This window comes from Paraburkholderia dipogonis (assembly GCF_042680985.1).
Lineage (GTDB): Bacteria > Pseudomonadota > Gammaproteobacteria > Burkholderiales > Burkholderiaceae > Paraburkholderia > Paraburkholderia phytofirmans.
Window position 1 is genome coordinate 14,304 of record NZ_JBHUFR010000028.1, and the last position, 25,852, is coordinate 40,155.

Annotated in this window: 21 protein-coding genes; 12 read left to right on the forward strand and 9 right to left on the reverse strand. The window is 60.7% G+C overall.

The genetic code is table 11. From position 1 onward, the window contains the following. Positions 1 to 21: 21 nt before the first annotated feature. From wecB to ACFSNN_RS31695, 4 genes are all read left to right on the forward strand, one after another. Entirely contained in the window at positions 22 to 1,158 is a 1,137-nt protein-coding gene (gene wecB, locus ACFSNN_RS31680; protein ID WP_134456986.1) for a non-hydrolyzing UDP-N-acetylglucosamine 2-epimerase, read from the forward strand. 119 nt (positions 1,159 to 1,277) lie between these two features. Beyond that, entirely contained in the window at positions 1,278 to 2,579 is a 1,302-nt protein-coding gene (locus ACFSNN_RS31685; RefSeq protein ID WP_134456985.1) for a hypothetical protein, read from the forward strand. Positions 2,580 to 2,825: 246 nt separating this feature from the next. Continuing rightward, complete coding sequence (locus tag ACFSNN_RS31690; protein WP_244322851.1) at positions 2,826 to 3,941, forward strand: acyltransferase family protein; 1,116 nt, start codon at positions 2,826 to 2,828, stop codon at positions 3,939 to 3,941. Between the two features lie 119 nt (positions 3,942 to 4,060). After that, positions 4,061 to 5,203 (forward strand): hypothetical protein, encoded by a 1,143-nt coding sequence (locus tag ACFSNN_RS31695; RefSeq protein WP_134456983.1) that lies wholly within the window; start codon positions 4,061 to 4,063, stop codon positions 5,201 to 5,203. A gap of 44 nt (positions 5,204 to 5,247) precedes the next feature. On the opposite strand, the gene ACFSNN_RS31700 is transcribed toward ACFSNN_RS31695, so the two are convergent. The 7 genes from ACFSNN_RS31700 to ACFSNN_RS31730 all read right to left on the reverse strand — a co-directional run bounded on the left by ACFSNN_RS31700 (position 5,248) and on the right by ACFSNN_RS31730 (position 13,245). Then, the gene (locus tag ACFSNN_RS31700; RefSeq protein ID WP_134456982.1) at positions 5,248 to 5,673 is read right to left on the reverse strand and encodes a GtrA family protein; all 426 of its coding nucleotides are present in this window, start codon (positions 5,671 to 5,673) and stop codon (positions 5,248 to 5,250) included. Further along, on the reverse strand, positions 5,670 to 6,953 hold the full coding sequence (locus tag ACFSNN_RS31705; protein WP_134456981.1) for an NAD(P)/FAD-dependent oxidoreductase: 1,284 nt from the start codon (positions 6,951 to 6,953) through the stop codon (positions 5,670 to 5,672). Before ACFSNN_RS31705 ends, ACFSNN_RS31700 begins: the two co-directional genes overlap by 4 nt. Before the next feature lie 13 nt (positions 6,954 to 6,966). Next, positions 6,967 to 7,905 carry an NAD-dependent epimerase/dehydratase family protein gene (locus ACFSNN_RS31710; protein WP_106286155.1) on the reverse strand — a complete coding sequence of 313 codons (939 nt, stop codon included), beginning with the start codon at positions 7,903 to 7,905 and terminating at the stop codon, positions 6,967 to 6,969. 127 nt (positions 7,906 to 8,032) lie between these two features. Next, positions 8,033 to 9,748, reverse strand: coding sequence for a hypothetical protein (locus ACFSNN_RS31715; protein WP_134456980.1), 1,716 nt, complete (start codon positions 9,746 to 9,748; stop codon positions 8,033 to 8,035). A 15-nt stretch (positions 9,749 to 9,763) separates the two neighbouring features. Next, positions 9,764 to 10,504 carry an SDR family oxidoreductase gene (locus ACFSNN_RS31720; RefSeq protein ID WP_134456979.1) on the reverse strand — a complete coding sequence of 247 codons (741 nt, stop codon included), beginning with the start codon at positions 10,502 to 10,504 and terminating at the stop codon, positions 9,764 to 9,766. Next, a complete protein-coding gene (locus tag ACFSNN_RS31725) occupies positions 10,501 to 11,817 on the reverse strand; it encodes an FAD-binding oxidoreductase (RefSeq protein WP_134456978.1) in 1,317 nt (438 codons plus the stop codon). The genes ACFSNN_RS31720 and ACFSNN_RS31725 overlap by 4 nt, the downstream gene beginning before the upstream one ends. Positions 11,818 to 11,820: 3 nt before the next feature. Beyond that, a complete protein-coding gene (locus tag ACFSNN_RS31730) occupies positions 11,821 to 13,245 on the reverse strand; it encodes a UbiA family prenyltransferase (RefSeq protein WP_134456977.1) in 1,425 nt (474 codons plus the stop codon). A 377-nt stretch (positions 13,246 to 13,622) separates the two neighbouring features. Here ACFSNN_RS31730 and ACFSNN_RS31735 point away from each other — a divergent pair, with 377 nt between their 5' ends. From ACFSNN_RS31735 to ACFSNN_RS31750, 4 genes are read left to right on the forward strand one after another with little or no spacing between them, the layout of a single operon-like run. Then, positions 13,623 to 14,468, forward strand: coding sequence for a glycosyltransferase family 2 protein (locus tag ACFSNN_RS31735; protein ID WP_134456976.1), 846 nt, complete (start codon positions 13,623 to 13,625; stop codon positions 14,466 to 14,468). Then, the gene (locus tag ACFSNN_RS31740; RefSeq protein WP_134456975.1) at positions 14,465 to 15,421 is read left to right on the forward strand and encodes a UDP-glucose 4-epimerase family protein; all 957 of its coding nucleotides are present in this window, start codon (positions 14,465 to 14,467) and stop codon (positions 15,419 to 15,421) included. Before ACFSNN_RS31735 ends, ACFSNN_RS31740 begins: the two co-directional genes overlap by 4 nt. A gap of 7 nt (positions 15,422 to 15,428) precedes the next feature. Next, a complete protein-coding gene (locus ACFSNN_RS31745) occupies positions 15,429 to 16,460 on the forward strand; it encodes an MraY family glycosyltransferase (protein WP_134456974.1) in 1,032 nt (343 codons plus the stop codon). A gap of 5 nt (positions 16,461 to 16,465) precedes the next feature. Continuing rightward, positions 16,466 to 18,343: a polysaccharide biosynthesis protein gene (locus tag ACFSNN_RS31750; RefSeq protein ID WP_134456973.1), complete on the forward strand. Its 1,878-nt coding sequence runs from the start codon at positions 16,466 to 16,468 to the stop codon at positions 18,341 to 18,343. Positions 18,344 to 18,404: 61 nt separating this feature from the next. Here ACFSNN_RS31750 and ACFSNN_RS31755 read toward each other — a convergent pair whose 3' ends face one another. After that, positions 18,405 to 19,505, reverse strand: coding sequence for an MraY family glycosyltransferase (locus tag ACFSNN_RS31755; protein ID WP_012431955.1), 1,101 nt, complete (start codon positions 19,503 to 19,505; stop codon positions 18,405 to 18,407). A 268-nt stretch (positions 19,506 to 19,773) separates the two neighbouring features. On the opposite strand from ACFSNN_RS31755, the gene ACFSNN_RS31760 reads away from it, so the two are divergent. After that, entirely contained in the window at positions 19,774 to 21,321 is a 1,548-nt protein-coding gene (locus tag ACFSNN_RS31760) for a methyl-accepting chemotaxis protein (RefSeq protein ID WP_134456972.1), read from the forward strand. Here the strand turns inward: ACFSNN_RS31760 and ACFSNN_RS31765 are convergent. Then, entirely contained in the window at positions 21,309 to 21,542 is a 234-nt protein-coding gene (locus tag ACFSNN_RS31765; RefSeq protein ID WP_166799252.1) for a hypothetical protein, read from the reverse strand. The genes ACFSNN_RS31760 and ACFSNN_RS31765 overlap by 13 nt on opposite strands. A 171-nt stretch (positions 21,543 to 21,713) precedes the next feature. Here ACFSNN_RS31765 and ACFSNN_RS31770 point away from each other — a divergent pair, with 171 nt between their 5' ends. The 3 genes from ACFSNN_RS31770 to ACFSNN_RS31780 form a co-directional block, all read left to right on the forward strand. Then, positions 21,714 to 23,189, forward strand: a complete 1,476-nt coding sequence (locus ACFSNN_RS31770; RefSeq protein ID WP_134456971.1) for a hypothetical protein — start codon at positions 21,714 to 21,716, stop codon at positions 23,187 to 23,189. A 470-nt stretch (positions 23,190 to 23,659) separates the two neighbouring features. Then, positions 23,660 to 24,394: a Crp/Fnr family transcriptional regulator gene (locus tag ACFSNN_RS31775; protein ID WP_134458990.1), complete on the forward strand. Its 735-nt coding sequence runs from the start codon at positions 23,660 to 23,662 to the stop codon at positions 24,392 to 24,394. Positions 24,395 to 25,459: 1,065 nt separating this feature from the next. After that, positions 25,460 to 25,852 (forward strand): GDP-mannose 4,6-dehydratase (locus ACFSNN_RS31780; protein ID WP_377779204.1); only part of this gene is annotated, 393 nt, incomplete at its 3' end.

Here is a 25,852-nt window from a genome sequence, read left to right on the forward strand (position 1 = left end):
CGGAATCAAAGGATATCTACCATGGCAAAGAAAAAAGTAGTGGTGTTTGCCGGCACGCGGCCGGAAGCGATCAAGGTCATCTCGGTGGTGCAGGCGCTGCGCGCGGCGCCCGACGACTTCGACGTGTGCCTGTGCTCGGTCGGCCAGCATCGGGAAATGCTGATGCAGGCTTTCGCCGACTTCGGCGTGACGCCGGACGCGAGTCTGGACGTGATGTCGCAGAATCAGTCGTTGGCGGGGCTGAGCGCGCGTCTCTTCACGGCGATCGATGAATTCCTCGCCGCGCAGTCGCCCGACATCATCCTCGTGCAAGGCGACACGATGACGGTTCAGGTGGCGGCGTTGACGGCGTTCTATCGTCGTATTCGCGTTGGCCACATCGAAGCCGGGTTGCGCAGCCACGACATGGCCGCGCCGTTTCCTGAGGAACTCAATCGACGCGTGGCGTCGCTCGTGACCGATCTCCATTTCGCGCCGACGGAACTGTCGAAGAAGAATCTGCTGGCGGAGCAGGTGCCCGCGGAACAGATCTTCGTGACCGGCAATACCGTGGTTGACGCGCTGTATCTGATGCTCGAGCGCCTGAAGAACGAGCATGTCGAGTTGCCGGAGCGAGTCGAGGCCGCACTCGCGGAAGGGCGGCGCATCGTGCTGGTGACGGGGCATCGTCGCGAGAGTTTCGGACCCGGTTTCGAGAACATCTGCACGGCGTTGCGGACAATCGCCGAGGCGCATCCGGACGTGCGTATCGTCTATCCGGTGCATATGAATCCGAAGGTCCGGGAGGTCGTCAACCGCGTGTTGAGCGATCAGCCGGGCGTCTATCTGGAAGAGCCGCTGACCTACAAGCCGTTCCAGCGGCTCATGGCGGCGAGTCACATCATCCTGACCGATTCGGGCGGGATTCAGGAGGAAGGGCCCGCGTTGGGCAAGCCGGTTCTCGTGATGCGCGATGTGACCGAGCGGCCGGAAGGCGTCGAGTCCGGTGTCAACAAGCTGGTCGGCACGGATGTGGCCACGATCGTTCGTGAGACGGCGCGTTTGCTCGACGATCCCGCTGCCTATCAGGCCATGTCCGCAGGCAAGAACCCGTTTGGCGATGGGACCGCGGGCGCGCAGATCGTCGCCATTCTAAAGTCGAAGTTCGCGCAGTCCTGATTGGCATGGCGCTGACAGTCGCGGGCCGGGCATGGTTGAGCGCCCGCTCGCGCTTGCGTTCAGCCCGCATTCGGCCGACCGCTGTCAGTGTGCAAAGTCGTATTGATCGATAAAAGAATATGAAATCCAAAGACCGCACCTGGGCAGCGGGGGCGCCCATCACGGCCGGCCCGAATGCTCCGGTGATCGATGACAAGGCCTCCAACGGGATCTGGCTGCTAGCCGTCTTCGCAATCACCATCGGGCTGACGTTTGCGCGGATGCCGCAACGCCTGACACAAGGTTTCCTTTGGGCGGAGGATGTATCGATCTTTCTCAAGGGCGGCTACGAGGAGGGCTTCAGGTCGATATTCGCGCCGTACGCGGGCTATCTTCACGCCGTTCCGCGCCTGATCGTCGCGGCGTATGCATCATTGGGGTCGCCTGTCCACGCGCCGCTGGTCCTGGCGTGGGTCTGCGCGATCGTGCTGGCCGGCGCCGCAACGCTGCTCTTCACTGCCGTGTATCGCCATGTCGGCCGCGTGGCGGCCCTGTGCTTCGCGCTTGCGCTGATTATCGTCCCTCAGGATGGCGAAATATGGCTGACCGTCACCAATCTCCAATGGATCCTCGGGCCTTTGCTTCTCGTTCTGCTCTGGCGGGAATTCGCGGCCAAACAGCTTTTTCCGGTGCGAGTGTTTTATCTCGACGCGGTGCTAATCGTTTTGCTGTCTCTGACTGGTCCCTTCGGCCTCGTGTTCAGCGTGTTTGTCATTGGCGCTGCTTTCATCAAGGGACGGCACGAGTGGGCACGTCGCACATGGGGCCTGTTCGTCGCATACGGTTTGGCGCTGACGGCCCAAATGGCGTGCCTGGTGCACGCGAGCTCGCAAGGCGGGCTGGTCAATTTCAATCCGGCGGACTTCCACTGGATCAGTTCTTTCCTGCGTTATTTTGTTCTCGATTTTATAAGTCCGGCTTCGTTGAACGATAAATGGAGCGTTGGCATGCGTATAGGCGTGTCGCTTATCGCTATCGCGTGTTGTGGTTTTGCGCTGTACAAGACGCCTGGCAATTACCGCCTTGCGTGTGTCGCACTTCTTTTTCTCGCCGTGCTGTTTTGGGTACTTGGCATAGCCCGGTTTGGCCGCACGGATCTCCCCATGCGATGGTCGATGGGTGGATCGAGATATCTCTACGTGCCGTTCGTGTTCTGTTTCTGGACATTGGTCATTTGCCTTTCAAAGGCGAATGGCGTCGGTGCCAGATTGGCAGCGGGTGTGCCCCTCCTGCTGATCTGTTTTTCCAGCGCGTCGGGTTTTGCGAGCGGGAAATGGCCCGCGACGAATATTACGTCGTTAGTGACCGGTAATGCCGTTTCGTACCGGTTATTGCCTCCGCCTGGCGATTCATTCGGCACGACCATCAGGAAGGTGCGGTAAGGCCCCTTAAGTTGCCGCGTGTTATCGGAAAATCGGCCTGTGTTCGCGGCAGATAACGCTGCGCAAAAAGGCTCGCTTCATCAATTGATGTCGGGCATTGGGGAGATTCCGCTCCCGCCGAATCGTGGGAAGGGAAAAATGCCGGAAAATCACTGGTAAAATCGTTGTCTCAGAAATAGGCGGCGGGAGAGGCGATTTATGGTGGATTCGGTAGACGCGGGAAAGGACCGAGCGCCGTCGCTGGACATGCTGCGCGGCTATGCGGCCTTGATCGTCGTTTTCGCGCATACCACGGTGGCAGGACTTTACAAGGTCGAGCCGCTGTGGGGATGGCTGAAATGGACTCCCCTGCGCGTTTTGTGGGCCGGCCACCAGGCAGTGATCGTGTTCTTCATGTTGAGCGGCTATGCGCTCGCGCATATGTACGGCGAACTGAGGTCGCGCCGTTACCCTACGTTTGCCGCCGCGCGAATCATCCGGCTTTATCCTCCGTTCATTGGGTCGCTCGTGGTCGCCGTCGGCCTGTACTGGCTCGTCGGCCGCGCGGGTTATGTTTGGGAGCGCGGCTGGATGTACACGGCGCATCCCGTACTCGATAAGCAGGTGATCTTCGATCATCTGAAAATGATTGGAAGCTACGACACCAGCGCGATCAATCCGCCAATGTGGTCGATCGTGCATGAGATGAGATGGTCATTGGCATTCCCCATCATTGCCTTTCTCGTCAACCGCTTTCGATTCAAGGCTGTCATTGCAGCGGTAGTGAGCTCGACGCTCATCGGTATTGCGGCGCTGGCCGGATCGCCTACCCATATTCCCTGGCCGCTTCAGGATGCGCTTCTGACGACGCACTACGGCACGTTCTTCGTCATAGGCGCGTGGTTTTATTCGCGTCGTTTTCAGATTGTCGACAGAGCGAATGCATTGCCGGCCAAGTCACGCGCCATGTGGTGGATCGCGGCATTGGTGCTGTTTTCCTATCCGTTCGACAATCCGTGGAGCATCGGCGGACGCATTTTCGGCGACCTCGGAGTTTCAATCGGAGCATTCCTCCTAATGGCGCTGTCCTTCACCATCAAGAAAGGGCGCGTTTATTCGATTGGACACTGGTTGGGGAAGATCTCCTACAGCCTGTATCTCAACCACTACGTGATACTGAGCGTGTCGCTGGTGATTCTCTACCCCCGCTTCGGGGCGGTTCCTGTCTGGATCGCCACGGTTTGTGGCGCAGTGGTTCTTGCGTTCGCAATGAACAGGCTGGTCGAGGTGCCGTCGCAAAACTGGGCGCGCGCTTTGCGTCGCCGCTGGTCGCCGAAGACGGTTGAGCGTTCGGCAAATAGCGCGAACCTTGTTCAACGATGACAATGGCTGAGATTCAGATAGACCCCGTTACCAGCATCGAAAATGAGCTGTCACGACGCAGGTCTTTAGTCGATGGTGCTTTCGTCTTCGTTCTCGCTTTCGTCGTGCTATTTATCCGCATGCACGGTCGACTTACGCACGGTTACCTGTGGGCAGAAGACGCGCCCATTTTCATCAAAGAAGGATTCGAACTTGGCGCGCGAGCCGTCATCACACCTTATGCAGGATACCTGCATGCGGTGCCGCGCCTGCTGATATACGGCTATACGTGGTTCGGGACGGTTGCTTCCACGCCGCATGCATTTGTCTGGCTTACCACGTCCACCACGCTTGTTTCCTGCCTGTACCTATATGTGATCGCCGCGCGCTATTTGCCGCGTGCCGGCGCCTATCTGATCGGTCTGTCTCCTGTTCTCATTCCTCACAATGGTGAGGCCTGGTTGACCGTCACGAATCTCCAATGGGTGCTCGCGCCCGTGCTTATTGCGATGGTTTGGGACTGCACGCAGCGCACCGACACGAACCGGATCTTCGGCCGCTGTGTCGCCATCGGTCTCCTTTCGCTGACCGGCCCGTTCAGCATTCTGTTTTCACCCATTGCCGCGCTGGGCATCGTGGCTCATCTGAAGCGGTCTGGCAAGCGCCTGTGCTGGTTGCCGCTGCTGGTGGTCGTGGCCGGCGGCGTGGTTCAACTGGTGACGCTACTGACAAGTCCGCCAAACCATCCGGCAGCCCACGCAGCAAGCGAGTATCTGCACTTCGGCTGGCTGGGCGCTTTTTTCCACTATTTCGTGCTCGACTTCTTACTCGCCGATCGGTGGATCAATGGTTTGGGCAAGGGCATGTTTTACGTTTCATTCGCGCTATTCGCCGCAGTTCTGGCGTGTGTGGCGAGTTTGCCCGGCAAGTGGCGCAACGCCTGCGTGATTGCGCTCGCGCTCGCCGTTGCCTTCTGGATGCTCGGCGTGGTGCGGAGCGACGCGCCGGAGTTGCCCGTCCGGTGGTCGGGCGTGAGTGCGCGGTACACCTTCTTTCCGCTCATTCTGTGCATGTGGACGTTCGTCATCGCGGCCGCCAAAAGCAGAATCGCGCTTGCCCGCTACGGCGCTATGCTGCTTTTATTGCTGATGCTGGTGAACAGCGCATTGCGCTTCGCGGTTCCGTGGTATCCCTACGAGATCGTATCGACGCAAGCCGGCGTTTTCCTCGTCCACGCGCCACCCGGTGATGTGTTCCGGGCAGAAGTCAAACCGGTGCGTTGATCGTATGGGCGGATGGTTCGGCTACTTCACTTCACGCCGAACTGTCAGTGCTTAAAGCTCCACTTCTTGTGCCCCACATAGCTCGTGAACACCGGTACGGCGACGCCGACGGCATGCGCGAGATCCCGCGCATGCCAGGTCATGCCCATCCGCGGAAACACGTAGTACGCCAATCCGACACTCACAGCCCAGGTCTGCACGACGGCAACGAGATTGACGAGCGTAAAGAAGAACACTGACCGCCCAGTCGACTGCGTGCTCTTCGTGAACACGAACAGTTTCGCCAGAATGAACGCGGTGATCATCCCCGTGATATACGCGACGACAATGGCGGCCGAGTAGGGCATCCACTTGTTATAGACAATCCGGCTGCTCCAATTGACCGCCGCGGCAAAGCCGCCGGTCAACAGGAACAGCAGAAAGCTCTTCGAGACGAACGTACGCTTGGCGAGTGAATGAACCCGGGTCATATCATCTTTGCCATCTTGCGCGATAGGCCGATGCTCTCCGAGATGCCGCGGTCTTCCGGGTAGTAATAAGACGTATCGGCCACGAGCAGGCCTTCCACCGGCAACTGGATCGGCGGCAGGCGATCGAGATAACCCGGCTCGCAAATCGGTTGCGCGAAGCGATACCGGCTCGCGCGCACGTCGATGAAATCGTCCGGCTTAAGCGCCGGGTTGATTTTCATCAGATAGCGTTTCACTTTGTCGATGAACGCCGAATCCGGTTCCTGGTACTTCGGATGTTCGCCCGGAATATAGAACGGCACGTAGACCACGTGATGATCGAGCGGCCGCAGATTCGTATATTCGACAATGCCCGGAATATCCATCTCCGGATCGTTAGTGTTAAGCCAGAAGTTTTCGGTTACCGGTTTCTTCAGCTTCGCGATAATGCACACTACGGCCACGTTTTTGACGCTGCGGAATGCGTCGAGTATTCCGGTGGGCAGATCCGGCATCACGCGCGGCACATACGGAAGCGGAATCGTGCTGATGACCTTGTCGAACGGCAGAAACTCACCGCCGGCTTCGATGCCGGTGACTTTACCGTTCTCCATCACGACCTTCTGCGCGGGTGTGCCAAGACGAAACTCGCCGCCGTGGGCCTCGATATAACGGCGCATACCTTCCAGCAAGGTATCTGAACCGCCTTCGAGATAGCCGAGTTTCTCGTGAAAGAGGTTATAGCGCGAACGGCCGATACGGCGAATACGACTCCAGATCCAGGCTGCGGAGAGGTTGTACGCGTAGTCGTAAAACTTGTAGTCGAACAGACGCCGCCACAACACTTCCCACGCTTCTTCACCAATCCAGCGGCGAATCCAGCCCGTCGCTTCGACGTGATCGAGCGGCTTCCAGTCATTGCGCTTGGTCGACAGAAACGCGTGCAGGCCATAACGGAATTTGGCTTGCAGGCTGAGTCCCTTGAACTTCAGGAGCGCCATCGGGTTGCCCCACGGCTGCACGCGGCCTTGATAGAAGTAGCCCATCTTCGTTTCGCGCCACTGCATTTTCTCTTCGAGTCCGAGCTCGCGCAGCACTTCGAAGAAAGCGTGGTCGGAAATCGCGTGGAAGTGGTAGTAGCGTTCGATGGAGAGGCCGCCGAAGTCGAAGCACGCGGCCATCCCGCCAACCCGGTCGTCTGCTTCGAATATGACCGGCTTGCGCCCGTCCTTGACGAGCTGGTAGGCGGCGCCGAGACCCATCGGTCCGGCGCCGAGTACTGCAATGCGTTGTTCGCTCATAACGTGGCTCTGCTCAGAATTCCAGTGCGATGTGGCTGTACGTCGGATCGTTGAAGGTTTCGTCCATGGCCTTTGCAAACGGCGTGGCGCGGATCTTGAAGATGCCTTCCCAGTCGATCACTTCGAATTCGTCGCCGGCCGTCAATGCTTTCAGCTGGTCCGCGGTGAACGGCGGGTTCTTGTCGAAGATGGCGTACACCTTCAGCAGCACATAGAAGAGACCATACGGAATTCGCACGATCGCGCACGGTGCGCGAGTGGCGCGCTTGATCTGGCGAATGATGTCGATATAGTCCACGCGTTCGAGGCCGGTGATATTGAACGACTGGCCTTTGATGCGCGACTCGATGCAACTGATGATCACATTGCAGAAGTCGCCCACATAGAGCGGCTGACGCATGTACTTGCCGCTGCCGGGAATCGGGAACACCGGCACGCGATGCATGAAGCGCGACAGCCAGCCGAGATGCTTGCGGTCGAACCAGCCGAACATCAGCGTGGGCCGCAACACCACGCATTCGATGCCCGAGGCGTGCACGATCTCTTCCTGCTCGCGTTTCGTGTCGGTATAGAAATCTTCGCCCACGGAATTCACCACCGAAGAACTGATGTGCACCGTGTACGGAATCTGATTGCGCTTGATCACGTCGAGCACGTTTCGCGTCGACGTGATGTTGTTGCGAATGAACGGTTCGATAGTCGGAGCGCCGATCTGCGCCTGCAGCATCACGACAAGATCCGCGCCTTCGAAGTGCTGCTCCCAACCGCCCGGTTCGGCCAGGTCGGCATAAATTGCCGTCACGTCAGGATGGACCTTGCGAAGCACTTCCAGGTTGGCCTTATGCTTGTCGATCACGACGAGATTGTCGTAGCCGCGCGCTTTGAGGCGTGCAACGAGGTTCTGGCCGACGAGGCCGGCGCCGCCTGGAAGAAGGATGCGGGTTTGGTTCATGCGTTAACTCTTTGAATGGGGCGTTCAGCAACTTTGTAAGGGCTAGATGATACTAGCAAGCCGTGGCATCTCCTGAAACGGCCAGGAAACTGCCTGGAAAGCGCCGGCCGTCGTTACGGACCGGGTCCTATTGAACTGCCGCTGCCGCGGGCAATGCTGCGGGCATTGGTTTTTCGGCCTGCAGTGCGCAATATGCACCAGCGGCTGTTTGTCCATCGACGCGTATGCCGCCGCTTGCCGGCGCCTTGAAGAAGGCTGTCCAGCCGCTGTATCGGGCGCTTCGTCCGAATATGTTGCGAACGTCGCCTCGCTCGGCGCCGATGACACCGGTACCGAGCGTCGTACCGGTGGCGTCGGTAACGACGATTGCTCGCGGCGTGCGCTTGTCTGCCTGATCGTAAATCCAACCCGTCGCACGATACGTGCCGGGGGTCGTCGTCGCCGAGATGTCGTCGATGCTGCCGGCGCAGGGCAGCGACGCGTTGATCTGGCTCGGCGGCACCAGATAGTCGGGCTGATCCGGCGCGAAAATGGACAGGTGTTCCGCCTCGGCTTGCCGCGCGATGTTCGGCAGAGCATCAGGAAACGGATAGACCGGGCGGATGATCTCTGGGTCATAGACATGAGCCCGCAACGCGAGGCCGGCGACGAAACGTGCGTAAGTCTCGTCACGATCCGCCCGCACGAAGAAGCGTTGACCCGACGCCACGGCCAGCGTGGCAAGTGCGGCGACGAAGACGGCACGCCTCAATTGTTCCGGCGTGCGGCTGTTCAGCGCGGCAAAGAGGATCAGCGCGAGCCAGCCCATCAGCGAGGCGGTCGTATAGCGGGAAGCGAGTGCTGTCTCCACCCCGAACCAAAGCCGCCCGCTCGCCGTCAGCAGCGCATTGCCCGCGATGAACAATGCAAATACGAGCAGCGCCACGCCTTGCGGACGACCGGCACTGGCGCGCAAGAGCCTGAAGCAGTTTGCCGCGAGCGCCGCCAGCACGAGAATACCCGCGACATAGGCGCCCGCGAGGCCGGTCCTGATCTGAAAGGCCGGCGAACCCAGATAGAGCAGCACGTAGCGAATCGCGGCAAGCGGGTGTTCGCGCACGCCGGTGAGCAGGTTGCCGCTGCTACCCGGCTTGTGCCAGTCGATGAAATAGGCGAACCATACGGCAACGGTCACGATGACGATTGCCAGCAGTTGGCGCGGTTTCAGCCGCGCGTAGAGTGCCTGCACGATCAACGCGGGGAACACCAGCACACCGCTCGACATCGAGTATGCCGCGAACCACGCACTGACCAACGCCGCCGTCAGCCAGCCGAGCCGTTTGGCTGGTTTGTCGCCGGCATCGGCTTCGGCGGTACGATCGATTGAATGGAACGCGAGCAGCGCAAAGAGATAAACGGCGAACCACTGGCTTTGAAATCCCCATGCGAAATTTTCCCGCTGCATCCACGAGAAGGCGAATACGAGGATGGCGCCGGCCAGTCCGAAGCGCGTCTGCCGCGAGAGCGTAGGGCGGTAGTGGACCGTGATGCGGAAAAACGCCGCCGCAAGCGCACCCGCGAGCACCAGATTGGAAATGAGGGAAAAGACATTTCGGCCGCCGAAATAACGGATGTCGGCGAAAAATATCAGTCGCGAGAAAGTCAGGCGATGTTCGTTATGCTGTTCGAAAAACGCGTGCCAGGGATCTTGCGCGGCCCGCATATAGAAGCCGATGGAGCCGTCCCACGAATCGCCGTACGGCAATGGCGAAAAGTGCTGCCACACCGCGAAAACCGTTGTTGCGAACGTGATGACGCCTAGCGCCAATACCGCATAGTTGCCAAGAATTTCTCGCCGGCTCATCGTCCCGATTTCCCTTTACAGGGACGCGCGCTTGAACAGGAAGCGCGGCACCGAGCGGATGATCAGCATGATGATCGCCCAGAACCAGCGCGTGTACAGCACGTCCTTGCGCTTGTCGACGGCGCGCAGGATGTCGCTCGCCACCTGATCGGGCGTCGCGACGAGGGGGCCGGGCAAGGGCAAACCGGCTGTCATCGGCGTCGCCACGAAGCCCGGCTTGACGGTCAGAACGTGGACGCCGGCTTTGAATAGCCGCGCATTCAGTCCTTCGCAGAATGCGGAAAGCGCGGCCTTCGCGCTGCCGTACAGATAGTTCGAGGGCCGGCCGCGATCACCCGCCACCGACGAGATGACCGCCAGCGCACCACGCTTTTGCGCTTCCAGGATGTTGGCAATCGGCGTCAGCAGCGCGATAACGGAAACGGCATTCGTGTTGAATTCACGCACGGCCACCGCGGGGTCCGCCTGGCACGCGGCCTGGTCCGGCAAGGTGCCGGGCGCGACCAGCACGATGTCGAGCGCGCCGAGTTCTCTCTGGCACTGTTCGAGCATGCCCGCATGCAGATCCAGGCGATCGATATCGAGTTGATGACAGGCTGCCAGTTGCGCGCCGCGCGCGCTCAGATCCGCGGCCACTTGCTGAAGGCGTTCGCCGTTGCGGGCAACCAGGAAAAAACGTGCGCCTTGCGTGGCCCATTGGCGCGCACAGGCGATGGCGATCGCCGACGTGGCGCCGACGATAAGAATGTTTTTCATGTTCGAGTGGTCCGTTCCCAGAAACGCGAGAGTAACGCGGGGTCGCGCAGCGCTTCGAGTTGCTGCCATTGAGGGTAAGCGGCGCGAAAGTCGGCGCCGGGCATGTGCGCGTCTTTAGCCGGATAGATGCGGCCGCCGGCTTCGCGCACGATTGCATCGAGATTCGCGAAGAGCCGGGTGTTCAAAGCGTCGCGCTGCGGGAAATCGAGAGCGAGGGACGTGCCTTCCATCGGAAACGACAACAGGCCCGGCGAGCGCAAGTCGCCGCAGCGTTTCAGTACGGCGAGAAATGAGCCCGTGCCGCTTTCGGCGATCGCGTCGAGAATCGCGCGCGTCGCGTCGCGCGCCGTGGCCGACGGCACCACGCATTGGTATTGCTGAAAGCCTGCGCGTCCGTAGATTCGATTCCATTCCAGCAAGCTGTCCAGCGGGTAGAAGTAGGCGTCGTAACCGACCTGCGTAACGACTTCGCCGCGCTGCTGCTTCTGATAGTAGAGCTCGTTGAACGCGCGCAACGTGAAGCGGTTGAACACGGGAATCGGCAGCGTGAAGGGCACCGTGCGTTTCTTTCGCCGTGTGACTTCGAGCGGCCCGTGCGTCGCATGGTCGCCGGCCATGAAGATGCCGCGACCGAGCGCCGAGCCGCGACTTTGGCAATCCACCCACGCCACGCTGTATTCATGCAACGGGTCGAGCTTTTCCGACAACGCGAAGAATTCGTCCAGATCGCCGAAGCGGATGCTGGTCATGTCGATCAGACTCGAGCGGATCGGCATCAACTGGATCTCGGCCCACAGGATCAGCCCGGTCAGCCCGAGGCCGCCGATCGTGGCGGCGAAAAATTCGGCTTGTTCGTCGGGCGAGCACTCGAACTGCGAGCCGTCGCTGCGCGCCAGCGCGAAGCGGCGCACATGCCGGCCGAAGGTGCCGCGCACATGGTGATTCTTGCCATGGACGTCGTTGGCAATCGCCCCGCCCAAGGTCGCGTATTTCGTGCCCGGTGTGACCGGCAGCATCCAGCCGCGTGGAATCGCGACGTCGAGTATCTGTTCGAGCGTGACGCCCGGTTCCGCGCGCAAGACACCGGTTTGCCAGTCGGCGGCGATCAGCCGGTCGAGCGGCAGCGTTTGCACGACATGGCCGGAGGCGGCGAGGCAACTGTCGCCGTAGCTGCGGCCATTGCCGAAGGCGAGCGTGGTGCCGTGTTCCCTGGCCGCGTCCGACCACGCGGCGCGCGCGTCATCACGCCATGCGATCGCATGCGCTTCCTGCGGTATTGGCGGGTAACGTCCCCATGACAGAACTCGACTCATCGTCTAGATCGCGGCCCAGAAAATCAGGCCGCACAGCACGACGACTGCGAGGCTGACCCGGTCGCGCGCCGCGAACACGATCGGATCGTCGTGCATCAGACCGCGATGCGCAATGATCCAGGTGCGGCTTACCCAGTAAAGCAGCAGCGGACACGCGAGCCAGATGACTTGCGGGTGACGGTACATGCCGGCGGTTTTCGCGTCCTGGATATAGAGCGCAAGCACGAGCACGGCCAGATAGCCGGACGAGGTTCCAAGCGATGAGATGAGCGACAGGTCGCTCGCCACATAGCCGCGCCCACGCGTCTTGACGAGGCCGCGCGCTTTCATCGAGTGCAGTTCGGCGTAGCGCTTGACGAGCGCGAGGCTCAGGAAGATGAACATCGAAAAGGCGAGCAGCCAGAAGGTCAGTTGCGCGTCGACCGCCGCTGTTCCGGCGATGATGCGCATCGTGTACAGCATGGCCAATACCACCACGTCGACCATCACCTGGCGTTTCAGAAACGTGGAGTACGCGAGCGTCAACACGTAATAGCCGAACAGCGCTGCCGAGAATTGCCAGGGCAGGAAAAGCCACGCCGTGACGAACGCGACCACGAGCAAGACAGGAAAGAGCGCGAGTCCCCATGTGAGCGGCAGCGCGCCCGAAGCAAGCGGACGTTTGCGTTTGACGGGGTGATGACGATCGTCTTCGAGATCGAGCAGGTCGTTGAGCAGATAGACACTCGAAGCGCACAAGCCGAACGTGAGAAACGCCAACAGCGCAGCGAGCGTCAGCTCAGGCGAAGACAGCTTATGTGCGGCCAGCAGCGGCAAGAAGATCAACAGGTTCTTCAGCCACTGGTGCAGGCGCAAGGACTTGGCCCATGTCTTGACGGCGGGCGGACGTGATTCGATCACCCGCTCCACATTGCCGATCTTGCGCGCGGCGCGTTCCACGCCATTGGACGGATTCACCACGTACGCGCGGTCGGCGGATTGCCAGACTGCCAGATCGTCGTGTGAATTGCCGGCGTAGTCGAAGCCTTTTTCGCCGTACTCGGCGACCAGCGTATCGCGCTTGTTGTGAGCGGACAGGTTGATGCTGCCGTTCGTTGCGAACGTCCTGTCGAAAATGCCGAGATGGGTGGAGATGGCCTGCGCGTAACGTTCGTGGCTTGCCGTGGCCAGCACCAGCGAGCGGCCGGCGTCGCGCTCGACTTTCAGCCATTGCAGGACCGTGGCGTCGTAGGGCAGCACGGCCACGTCCACGTTCGTCGCGTCGGCGAGGCGCGCTTTCAAACCCGGCTTGCCGCCGCGCGCGAGCCACAGCAGCGGCTCATAAAAGCGTTGCGGGGCTGCCTTCAGATAGGCAAATCCAGACTCGATCAGGATGTCTGAGCGAATCAATGTGCCATCGAGGTCGACGACGAGTGGTCTGCTGCGCATTCATTCTGCCCTGAGGGCGGTTGTCAGATTTGTTGAGCGGACGGCTGCCGTCTGTGGCGCTGCGCTGAAGCCCGAATTTCGTCCGATTACGAACGGCCGGAGTTTGGCGGCGTTACTTTACTATTCCGCGATAACGCGCACAACCTTACAGGCGAAGTGTCTGATTCTGAGGCAAGAATACCGAATCAAAACATAATAAATAGCGTTTAACGGAATCGTATCGAGCGTAACAAAGGGAAAGACGGGTTGCCGAACTGCGAAAATTTCAGCAAACTTCGGGTTTGTTGCGTCTACGCAACGTAGCTTTTCGCCGTGCCTACCCGAAGTGCTCACTGATTTGCCCACCGAAGTGCCCAAGATAAGGCACGCAGTTCTACATGAAAGAAACGCGCACTCTGCATCCCCTGTCCGACGGGCTGTCCGTGTCGGTTGTGGTCTACCACCCGGATACAGAACAGTTGGTGTCCACGCTCACGGGCCTCGCCGTCGCGTGCGACGGGCTGCACATCAGCCGGCCCGAACTCCCGGTGGCGCTCTATCTGGTGGACAACGGCGGCCTGCCGGACATCCCGGCAACGCTAGCGGAACTGCGGGCACGCGGCATCGTTTGTACGATCATCGCGGGACAGGGAAACGTAGGCTACGGCAGAGGCCACAATCTGGCAATCGCGCGCAGCGCCAGCCGCTATCACCTGGTGCTGAATCCCGACATCGATCTGGCAAGCAACGCGCTTCGCGAAGCGCTCGATTTTTTCGATGCACACCCCGAAGCGGGCCTCATCACGCCATGGATCGGTGACGAGCATGGCGAGCAACAGTTCTTGTGCCGACGTTACCCCACGTTGCTCGATCTGTTTGTACGCGGCTTTTTGCCCTCGGGAATGCGTCGGCTGTTCGAGCGCCGACTCGCACACTACGAGATGCGCGACCGGATCAATGCGCGCGACACAGTGTGGGATCCGCCGATCGTCAGCGGCTGTTTCATGCTGTTTCGCATGGCGGCCCTGAAGCAACTGGCGGGCTTCGACGCCCGTTATTTCCTTTACTTCGAAGACTATGATTTGAGTCTTCGCGCGCATGACGTCACCCGCGTCGTCTACGCGCCCGCGGTGCGCGTGTTGCATCACGGCGGCGGTGCGGCGCGCAAAGGCACTGTGCATATCCGCATGTTCATGTCTTCGGCGTACAAGTTCTTCCACCGGTTCGGCTGGAAGTGGCTATGAGCCGGGTGCTCGTGACGGGGGCCAACGGCTTTGTCGGCCGCGCGCTGTGCCGCGCGTTGCGTGACGCCGGCAACACGGTCACCGGCCTTGTACGGCGGCAGATGCAGCGCGAACACGGCGTGGACGAATGGGTCGACCCCAGCGTGGATTTCGCGGGCATCGACGCAGCTTGGCCCGCGACATTGCAAGTGGATTGCGTCGTGCACCTGGCGGCGCGTGTGCATGTCATGCTCGAGGACGCCGCCGATCCGGAGGCCGCTTTCCAGGCGGCCAATGTCGAGGGCACGCTGCGGGTCGCGCGCGCCGCGTGGCGGCACGGCGTGCGGCGCTTTGTCTTCGTCAGCAGCATCAAAGCGATGACCGAAGCCGATTCGGGCCGCCCGGTGCGCGAAGACGATTCCCCTGCGCCGCAAGATCCGTACGGCCGCTCGAAACGCGCTGCCGAAGATGCGCTGATCCGCCTGGGTGCGCAGACCGGTCTCGAGATCGTGATCGTGCGCCCGCCGCTGGTCTATGGTCCGGATGTGCGAGCCAATTTCCTGAGCCTGATGAACGCCGTATGGAAGGGCGTGCCGCTGCCGCTCGGCGCACTTGGCGCAAGACGCAGCCTCGTCTACGTCGACAACCTCGCGGACGCTTTAGTGCATTGCGCGACCGATGTGCGCGCGGCCCAGCAGTGCTTCCACGTCGCGGACAACGACGCGTTGACGATCGCCGAACTAGCGCGCGCGCTTGGCCGCCACCTCGGCCGGCCGGCACGTTTGCTGCCCGTGCCCGAGAGCTGGTTGCGCGTTGCCGGCCGCCTGACGGGCCGCACGGCGCAAGTAGACCGGCTGGTCGGCTCATTGCAGCTCGACACCAGCCGGATTCGCACGGTGCTGGGCTGGCAGGCGCCGTACTCCACCGAAGAAGGGCTGGACGCGACAGCCCGCTGGTACCGATCCACGCATTGAGGCGCGCATGCTGATGTCCCCTTCCACGATGCCGGGCTGGACGACTGTGATCCTGATCGCGCTCGGCTCCGCTTGCGCCTGCGCGGCGATCCTGTGGACGCTGCTCAGGACCGGCCTCGCGTGGCGTCTGGCCACCGACATTCCCAACGACCGCTCGTTGCACACGCGGCCCACGCCGCGGGTGGGCGGCTGGGGCATCGTCCCGGTGGTGGTCGTGGCGACGCTGATCGTCGCGCCGCATCTCTGGCTTGCCGCGCTGTGCGCTGCGGTGCTGGCGGCGGTCTCGCAGATCGACGACCGGCGCGGACTGCCCGCGCGGGTCAGGTTCGCGGCGCATCTGGCCGCGGTGGCGATCTTTGTCTGGGCGCATCCCGCGCCCGCGCCGCTCTGGCTGCTGGCCGCCTTGTCGTTTTTACTGCTCTGGCTGGTCAATCTTTACAATTTTATGGACGGCGCGGACGGCCTGGCCGGCGGCATGACGCTGTTCGGCTTCGCGGGCTACGCCGCCGGGGCCGCGCTCACCGCGCATCCGTCGCCGGAACTCACGTGGGCGTCGGCCGCCGTGGCGGGCGCCGCAGCGGGCTTCCTGGTCTTCAACTTCCACCCGGCGAAAATCTTCCTCGGCGACGCCGGGTCGATTCCGCTCGGCTTTCTGGCAGGCGCTTTCGGCTATTGGGGCTGGAGCGAGGGCGTCTGGCCGATCTGGTTTCCCGCGCTGGTGTTTTCGCCGTTCATCGGCGACGCGTCGGTCACGCTGCTGCGCCGGCTCCTGCGCGGCGAGAAAATCTGGCAGGCACACCGCGAGCACTATTACCAGCGCATGGTCCAGTACGGGCTCGGGCATTCGAAGACGGCCCTCCTATGGTATGCAGTAATGGCGGCTGGTATAGTACTTGCTGTCGTGTTGCTTGGCTGGCCTTCAGCGTTTCAATGGTGTAGCGTGGGCGCATGGGTGATCGTGCTGGTATTGATTGGTATCGGAGTCGATTCACGCTGGCGTCGATTCCGGATAGCAGATTCCGAACAACCTGAGGTGTGACGCCGATGTTTCGACACAAAGCCTCATGGCTATCATTTAGCGCTTTCGCCTTCGACCTTTGCGCCGTCGCGGGCACCTGGCTCGCGGCATATCTGATCCGCTTCAATGGCTACGTTCCGGTCGAGTTCTGGTCCGGCGCCGTCCGAACCCTCATCTGGGTCCTCCCTGTCTACGGTGTGATGTTCCGCATCTTCGGCCTCTATCGGGGCATGTGGGTGTTCGCGAGCCTGCCGGACCTGATGCGCATCGCCAAGGCCGTGCTGGCCGGCGCATTCACGATGATGATGGTGGCCGTCATGGCCCAGCCGCATCCCATCATTCCGCGCTCCGTACTCGCTGTTTCTCCGCTTCTCCTGTTCCTCGCCATGGGCGGCTCGCGCGCGCTCTATCGCGCCTCCAAGGAGTTCTATCTGTACGGCGGCCTCGTCGGACAAGGCAAGCCGGTGGTGGTGCTCGGCGCGGGCAACGCGGGCGCGAACCTGGCCCGTGAGCTGTCGCGTTCGAGCGAATGGCGGCTGGTTGGCCTGCTCGACGACGACCCCGCCAAGCAGGGCCGCGAGATTTACGGCTACAAGGTGTGGGGGCCGATCAGCGACCTGCAGCACTGGGCTTCGGACATGAAGGTCGAGCACGCGATCATCGCCATTCCGTCGGCCTCGGTCGATGCGCAGCGTCGCGTGGCAACGCTATGCGTGCGCGCCGGCGTGCGGGCCATGGTGCTGCCCGCGCTGACCACGCTCACGCAAGGCGAAGCGTTCCTGTCGCGCGTGCGTCAGATCGATCTGGAAGATCTGCTGGGCCGCGAGCCGGTGCGTATCGACATGCCGCACGTCGAAGCGCTGTTGAGCGGACGTGTGGTGATGGTGACCGGCGCGGGTGGCTCGATCGGCTCGGAGTTGTGCCGCCAGATCCTGCGCTTCGAACCCGCGCAGTTGATCGCGTTCGATCTGTCCGAATACGCGATGTACCGCCTCACGGAAGAACTGCATGACCGCTTTCCGAAGCTCTCCGTGGTGCCGGTGATTGGCGACGCCAAAGATTCCTTGCTGCTCGATCAGGTGCTGTCGCGCTACACACCGCACATTCTCTTTCACGCCGCGGCTTACAAGCATGTGCCGCTGATGGAGGAGTTGAACGCATGGCAGGCGGTGCGCAACAACGTGCTGGGTACATACCGTGTCGCACGCGCGGCGATCCGTCACGACGTGAAGCATTTCGTGCTGATCTCCACCGACAAGGCAGTGAACCCGACCAACGTGATGGGCGCGAGCAAGCGCCTCGCGGAAATGGCTTGCCAGGCGCTGCAGCAGACCAGCACGCGCACGCAATTCGAAACGGTGCGCTTCGGCAACGTGCTCGGCAGCGCGGGCAGCGTGATTCCCAAGTTTCAACAACAAATCGCGAAGGGTGGGCCGGTCACGGTCACGCATCCGGAGATCACGCGCTTTTTCATGACGATCCCCGAAGCCTCGCAACTCGTGCTGCAGGCGTCGAGCATGGGGCACGGCGGTGAGATCTTCATTCTCGACATGGGCGAGCCGGTCAAGATCGTCGATCTCGCGCGCGACCTGATTCGCCTGTATGGCTTCAGCGAGGAGCACATCCGCATTGTGTTCACGGGCCTGCGTCCGGGCGAGAAGCTCTACGAGGAACTGCTGGCCGACGACGAAGCCACCACGCGCACACCGCATCCGAAGCTGCGCATCGCGCAGGCGCGTGAAGCGCCCGACAATCTCCTCGACGAACTGCTGCCGTGGCTGATGCAGCATCGCGTGCCGAGCGACCAGGAAGTGCGCCGCGATCTGCGGCGCTGGGTGCCGGAGTATCAGCCGGCTGCCGCGCCGGCGTTGCATAGCGTGGCGTCGGCGACGCGGGCTTCGTGACCGAAGACCGCGGTGAAGAAAGTCAGTAAGCAAAAAGCGCTCATTCGAGCGCTTTTTTTTGTTACCGCCGGGTCTTCCTGACCACCATCCAGCGTGGCGACTTGAACCGTACGATACTCACGTAGAGCCAGACATACGTCGCGGCGAACACTACCACGAAACAGAACAGATGCAGCGTATGCCGCCAGAACAACGTGGCCGGCACGACCGCGATCAGACACAGCAGCCACAGGTACGGCGACGTCAGCGAGTTACGACGCGTCAATTCGCGCGCGGTACGCGTGCCGACCGCCCAGCGCATCAGCCGTTTGTACACCAGCATATGCAGATGCACGCCGTCGGGAATGCCCGGCGACATGCCGCGAATGAATTTCTTCCGGTAGATCGAGAAGCAGGTCTCGAAGATCGGGTACATGAACAGCAGCACGGGATACCACGCGGACACGTCGCGATTGCGCATCACCAGCATGATCGACAGTTCGGCCAGCATGAAGCCGATGAAATACGCGCCGCCGTCGCCGAGAAAGATCAGCCCCGCCGGGAAATTCCAGATGAAGAAGCCGAGCACCGCGCCCATCATCATGAACGAGGCGGACAGCACGATCGGATCGGACACCTGGAACGCCACGTAGGCGAGCGAGGCGAACATCATGAACGCGACCATCGACGCCAGTCCGTTGAAGCCGTCGATGATATTGATCGCGTTGGCGAGCGCGGCAACCGCCAGCACCGTGACCGCGCACGAGATCACCGCGTACGAGAGCAGAAAGTCGAGCGGCGGCACGCTGATGCGCGTCACGGCGATGTTCAGCAGGAAATAAGCGAGCGCGGCCGCAGCCATCGTGCAGACCAGTCTTGCAAGCGGCGACACGCGCTTGGTCAGGTCTTCGACCAGCCCAGAGCCGAAGGCCGGCATGCCGCACGCAATCAGCCCGAGAATGCCGCCCGACACGGCGGGATACGCGTGATGCAACTGCACGGCGGAGACGATCAGCCCGAGCAGAATGCCGGCCCCGCCGATACGCGGCACCGGGCGCACATGGAATTTCTGCACGCCGGCCAGATCGGTGTCGGTGGAGAATTTTTCATGCAGATGCGCGTAGCGCACGATCAACAGCGTGATCAGCAGTGAAACGAGAAAGCCGAGCGCAAAACTAAGCATGAAAGTGAGCCTGAGCGAAGACGCCGAATTATACAAACGAAACGCACCTTGCCCGGAAAAGCAGCAGTGCCGCGCGGTTGTCCGAAGATCCCAGATAGTGAGGTGAAAACCGCTCGCAAACGCCCGCCAGTCATGGATTCCACCTATCTAGCAGCGGCTGTGGGGGGTCGTTAACCTGGATGCGGCGAAGAGTAAGTCATGCGCAAAAAAGACGCGCGCGGCTGCCAACCCGTTTCGCCGCCGATCGGCAAGACGTTCCGGAGACCCAATGCTAAATAACATCACAATTCGTGGCGGCCTGACGCTGGTGATCAGCGTATTCGTCGCTTTCCTGCTGACAGTGATCGGTGTCGGCTATGGCGCGCTCAAACTCGCCAACAGCAGCCTCGACGACACACAGCGCAGCGCGGCGGCGTTGTCGCATCTGAAGGCGAGCTCCGAGAAGCTGCTGCAAGTGCAACTCGCGCTGGGTTCGTATCAGACGCTCTTTAGCGTCGGCAAGCAGACCGACGACCTGTTGCCGGCCGCGCACAAGGTGCTGGTCGAATCGAACAAAGACTTCCGCAATTACATGGCCGGCCCGTTTGCGGACGATAACGAGCAGAAGCTCGCGCAGGCCGTGGAACAGGCGCGCAGCGCGCTGGTCGATAAGGCGATCGAGCCGGAATTCAAGGCGCTCGCGGACTTCGATTTCAATACCTTCCGCAATATTCAGGGCGAGACGGCGAACAGCTTTTACGCCGCTTATTCGAAAGCGATCGACGCGCTTGAACGCTCGCGCATCGACAGCCAGCATCAGCAAGCCCAAACGGCCGCGCAGCGCTTCCAGATCGCGACATTGCTGTTCGCCGCGATCGGCGCCATCGCGCTCGTGATCAGCGTGGCGGCGCGCATCGGTTTGTCGGTGGCGTTGATCAAGCCGGTCAACGCCACCGTCAAGCATTTCGAGCGTATCGCCGCCGGCGATCTGACCGTCGCCATCAAGATCAAATCGCGCAACGAGATGGGCCAATTGCTGGGCGCGTTGACGAAGATGCGCGATGGGCTCGTCGAGACCGTGTCGAAAGTGCGCGGCAGCACGACGGCGATTACTCAGGGAGCCAACGAGATTGCGTCGGGCAATGCGGATCTGTCCTCACGCACCGAGCAGCAGGCCGCGGCGCTTCAGCAGACCGCCGCGAGCATGGAGCAGTTGTCGGCCACGGTGAAACAGAACGCGGACAACGCGAAGCAGGCTAACCGTCTCGCTCATGGCGCGCTCGACACGGTCACGCGCGGCGGCAAAGTGGTGTCGCGTGTCACTGAAACGATGGATGGGATCAGCGAGTCGTCGCGCAAGGTGACGGAAATCATCGGCATGATCGAGGGGATTGCATTTCAGACCAACATTCTGGCATTGAACGCAGCAGTGGAAGCAGCGCGCGCCGGCGAGCAGGGGCGCGGGTTCGCGGTGGTGGCTTCGGAGGTGCGCAGCCTCGCTCAGCGCTCGGGCGCGGCGGCGAAGGAGATCAAGGAGTTGATCGGTGAGTCGGCCGCCAAGGTTCAGGAGGGCGCCTCTCTCGTGTCCGACGCGCAGAAGACGATTCACGAAGCGATGAGCGCCGTCGAGCGCGTGACCGGCGTGATGAACGAGATCGAGGCGTCCGCGCTCGAACAGAGCGATGGTATCGAACAGGTCAACAAGGCCGTCTCGCAGATCGACGAAGTCACGCAACACAATGCGGCACTCGTGGAAGAAGCCGCTGCAGCGGCGAAATCGCTGGAAGAGCAGGCGACTGTATTGCGGGACGCGGTGGCGGTGTTTCAGATGGCGTAATGGCGCAGGGGCGTGCGCTCGCGTCGCCGGCGAGCGCCGTTTTCAACGGCGAATGAGCGGCAATTTAATTCAGACATCCTAATTGTTAGATTTTGTAAAATCAGCGTAGACATGTAAGCGTTAAGTTGCTTGTAATGGAATGTCGATTGCTGGCTAAAAGCATTTTTTCCCGGCACCCTCTCGGTACGGAAAATCATTCCGGACAGCAAAATATTTTTCAATTGAAACCTTGCGGTAAGGTTCCGAAATATTGTCCGTGCGCGAGCGCACAGAGTGATGCTTCGCATTGAGGGATATTGTGTGTTGAATCCGATCCGAGGAGTCGTCCTCGACGCCGGCAACGCACATGGTGCACATCATTCATAGCGGACAAACTATCGAGCCCCAAAGTCATGCAGAGGTCCTCAGCGGCAGGTCCGGATAGTTCCGGGCGCGTACCAAGCGATTACTCGTGTGTGTTGTGCGGCGCCGGGCCGGCAGGAATGGGTTTCCTGTTCTACGCATTCAAGAGCGGCAAGCTGGCGGAGGTGGCCAGAAACGGCCTGCTGATCATCGACAAACGCGTGAGTCTCGGAGCCGGCAAGCTTGGCGACTATGTGAACGTCACGGGCAACTCGGTCGCCAAATCCTTCCTTGCGTGCTTCGAGCACGAACGCTTCGACGACGTGTTCGGCGACATCCGCGAATACAACGAGTTGCACAGGAAACTCGCCGCGGACCCCGACGGCGCACCGCTGCTCTCTGAGGTCGGCGAGTTACTCACGCTGGCTGCCGAGCGGCTCATCGCGCACCTCGTCGAACATTTCGACGTCGATGTACTGCGTGGGCACGAAATCGACGCGATTCGCCATAGCCAGGACGGCCGCTTCGAAATTGCTTATCACGACACGCGCAGGCCGGCGGCGCGCCGGATGATGATTTGCGACACTGTCGTGATGAACCTGGGCGGAACGCAGCGCGTCGAAGAGGTGAGCGATCTCTGCCGCACGTTGGACATTCCATTGCCGGGCAACGGCGTCATCACCTGCACGTCGGATGAACTGCTGCGCCTTACGAGCACGCAACTGGTCGATACCTTCGCGCCCGTGTTTGGTTCTGCCACGAACCGGATCACGATCATCGGCGGCTCGCATAGCGCCTTCACGATGACCGAGCGTCTTGCGGCTGATCTCGGTGACACCGGACTCGATGAAATCGCCATCATTCACCGCTCGCCGATCCGGCTGTTTTTCGAAACCGAGGAGGAAGCCCGCGCGTGGGGCTATGCAGTCGATCCAGTCAACGATATTTGCCCGATCACGGGGCGCGTCAATCGTTCGAGCGGTCTGCGCTACCGCGCCTTCGAGATCGCTTGTTCGGTGATGTCACACGGACGTGTTGCGGGAACGAAGCCGCGAGTCGAACTGATCGATGCCGGCTCCGGCGAGGACGAGCGTGTCCGCGCTGCTACCTGCCTTGCGCACTCATGTGGCGTGATCCATAGCGCGGGCTATGGGCCCAACATGTCCACCCTGGTCGACCATCGCGGGGCGGCCATTCCGCTGCAATATTGCCGGGGTGGCATCGAGGTCGACGAGTTCGCCCGTCCGCTCGACATCAACGGCAAAGTAGTACGCGGACTCTTCACGTTCGGGTTGGGTTCAGGGTTTCGGCCGGACCCGGAGATCGGGAGCGAGGCCGCATTCTCCGGACGAATCCATGGCGTCTGGATCTTTCATCATCAAATCGGCAAGCGGATTCTGACCGGCATTCTGAAAGCGCTGGCTGAGAAGGACGCCATGCAGGAGGCGGAAATGATTACGACGGCGGATGACGACGGACATGCGAGTGGTCGGCCGCGTCGCGGTCGAGCGGACCATCGCCGCTGACTGATGACGTGCAACCCCCGCACGTCCTCTGATTACCGATTCGAGTCGCTCGGACACCGCATTATCAGTCAGTTTATTCCGTCCCATAGACATCCTTAATAAAATGGACATTTTGCGATTCAGAATAAGAATCGTTGGCAATTCAACTAATATCGGCCGTCTTGCACTCTGCCGTAAAGTGACGTTTTTGCGTCCAGCGTTCCAGCGAACGTCCGACGCAAAATATTCCTCTTAATTCCGCCGATCGTGCGGGCTATTCCGCCAGCATTATTGGCGCCGACTTCTTCGCCGGTTATGCTGCATTGCGACATCGAACGCAACGCGATGACCAGTGCGAAGCTTTGATCGTCTCCATTACCGCTTCTGTTTGCCGGCCGCACGAGTGAGGGCAATGCATCGTCACTGGCTCCTCGATTCGAGCGGCGGCCTGCCATATCCAGGCAGGCTGCGATACTTACGTGAGGGAAATGATGACGACATTCCAGTCATACCGCCGAGGTAACCGTTTGTTCGAGGCGCTCCCAACGCATGAATGGGAAGCGCTGCTCCCTCATCTCGAACTCGTCGAATTGAGTCCGGGTCAACTGTTGTCGAAATCCGGCGAAACCATTCGAACCGTCTATTTTCCGGCTACAGCGATCGTGTCCCTGCTGCAGACCATGGAAAACGGCAGCTCGGTGGAGATCGCGGCGATCGGCAGGGATGGCACGACTGGTGTGCCGATCCTGACGGGTGGCGACACCATGCCGGCCAGCGTTCAGGCCCAATGCCGGGGTTTTGCTTATCGAATCAGCGCTGCGGCACTGCGCGACGCGCTGCGCAATTGCGCTTCCTTGCGCTCGCTGATGTTGCTGTACATGCAAGCTCTCCTCACGCAGGTCGCACAAACTGCGGCGTGCAACAGGCTGCATCGACTGGACGAGCAACTGTGCCGGTGGCTGCTGGTCGACATCGATCGCTCGGGTACGAGCGATTTGCAAGTCACGCAGCAAGTCATTGCCGACATGCTCGGCGTGCGCCGTGAAGGCGTGACCGAGGCGTCCGGCAAGCTTTGCGACGCCGATCTCATCCATCATAGTCGCGGCCGTGTCCGGATCCTGGACCGGACTGGACTCGAGGCGCGTTCGTGCGAATGTTATGCAATCGTGAAACGCGAATTCGACCGCTTATTGCCGCGAATCAACGCGATGGAAGTCACGCGTTGAGCGTTGCCGTATCTGCTTCCGAATTGAGGTCTGGGGCAGTCAGCAATACGTTGGGACGTTCGCGTAGATTGCTGGTGCGAGGACGATCAAATGCAGCGAGCACCTGACTCGCGGGACCTCACGCGGGCATCGGAAAGAGAGGTCTTGATGCCCGCGTATCGCGATATCGGTGAGCTTTAGATGGATCGGCCGCGGCGCTTGTAGAGAAAGAAGACGGCCTGAGATCAGTGGTCAGGTCCTGGCCAAGAATGACCGCATCGCGGTCCGCGTGTTCGAGATCGTGCGCGGCAGTTTCTCCCGCTCGCGGAGAGCTATTCGCGAGCGCCTAGACTCATCGACCTGCCGTCCTGGCGTAGACCGCGCAATCTGATCGGAAATTGCCGATAGTTGTTTGCTTTGTATGTCAAACTGCCATTGCGCGGCGGCCTGCGGTTCTTGCCACGCATCGCACTACATCCGTACTTTGCCATCCTCGTAAGCGCGGCTGCTTTCACGCTGTGACCTTGAACGGGCGCGATCGTCCGCGTTCGACTGGTCCAATGTCGCACTCACTGCCACGCCATACGTGTACCGTTTCAACTGTGCCGTTTTTCGACCTGGTCGCAATTCTAGTAAAGTATGATGATTGGTGCGTCTACCGCCGCGTCATACTATCGCCGTTGCCTGTGTGTCTCTGACGCTTTACTGGCTGTATGCGGTGAGTTTTTTAGTGAATCGCGAAGGAGGTGAATCGTTGTAAATTCAATCTCGCCTCAATTGAAAGGACCAGGTAAATGTCGAGCGTTTTGACACATTTGTTATGCTTCATATTCGGTGTGGTCATTGGCGTTTTCGTATGTGCATTATGTGTCGCACGTTCGAGAACGCCACGAGACGATAAATAACTCGACCTCGGCGAGAAGGCCGAACAACGTCAATGCCACGCGGTCGGAACGCGGGCAACGCGAATACCGCAAGCGTTGCCCGACCGCACGAAGCTCCCCTCGATACCCCTCCGTTAGCACAGGCGAAAGCGTGTATGTTGCTTTCCGCACTGAAGCAAGTTTTCTAGAACCCTACACTGAACTGGCTGTATCTGTTCGCGGCGATGGAGCGCAGCTCACTTATGCAGTCAATCTGCGCACGCTGAAATCGCTGCAGCGTAATTCGCTGCATATTTTCGAATGCGCAGACATTTGCGACCGCGCCGCAATGGATGAATTGCTGGCTGAATACAAGCTATGCGCGATTATCCGTCTGGCGGCGGAGAGTCACGTCGATCGGTCTATTCACGGGCCGGAGAGCTTCGTGCAGACCAATGTCGTGGGTGCCTTCACATTACTAGAAGCGGCGCGCTCATATTGGAGCAGGTTGAACGACGCAGCCAAAGCGGAATTCCGTTTCCTGCACATATCGACCGACGATCTGGACAATCAGGCATGGTCGGACGAGGTCGCCTCCGGCGACTATCGCAAGTGG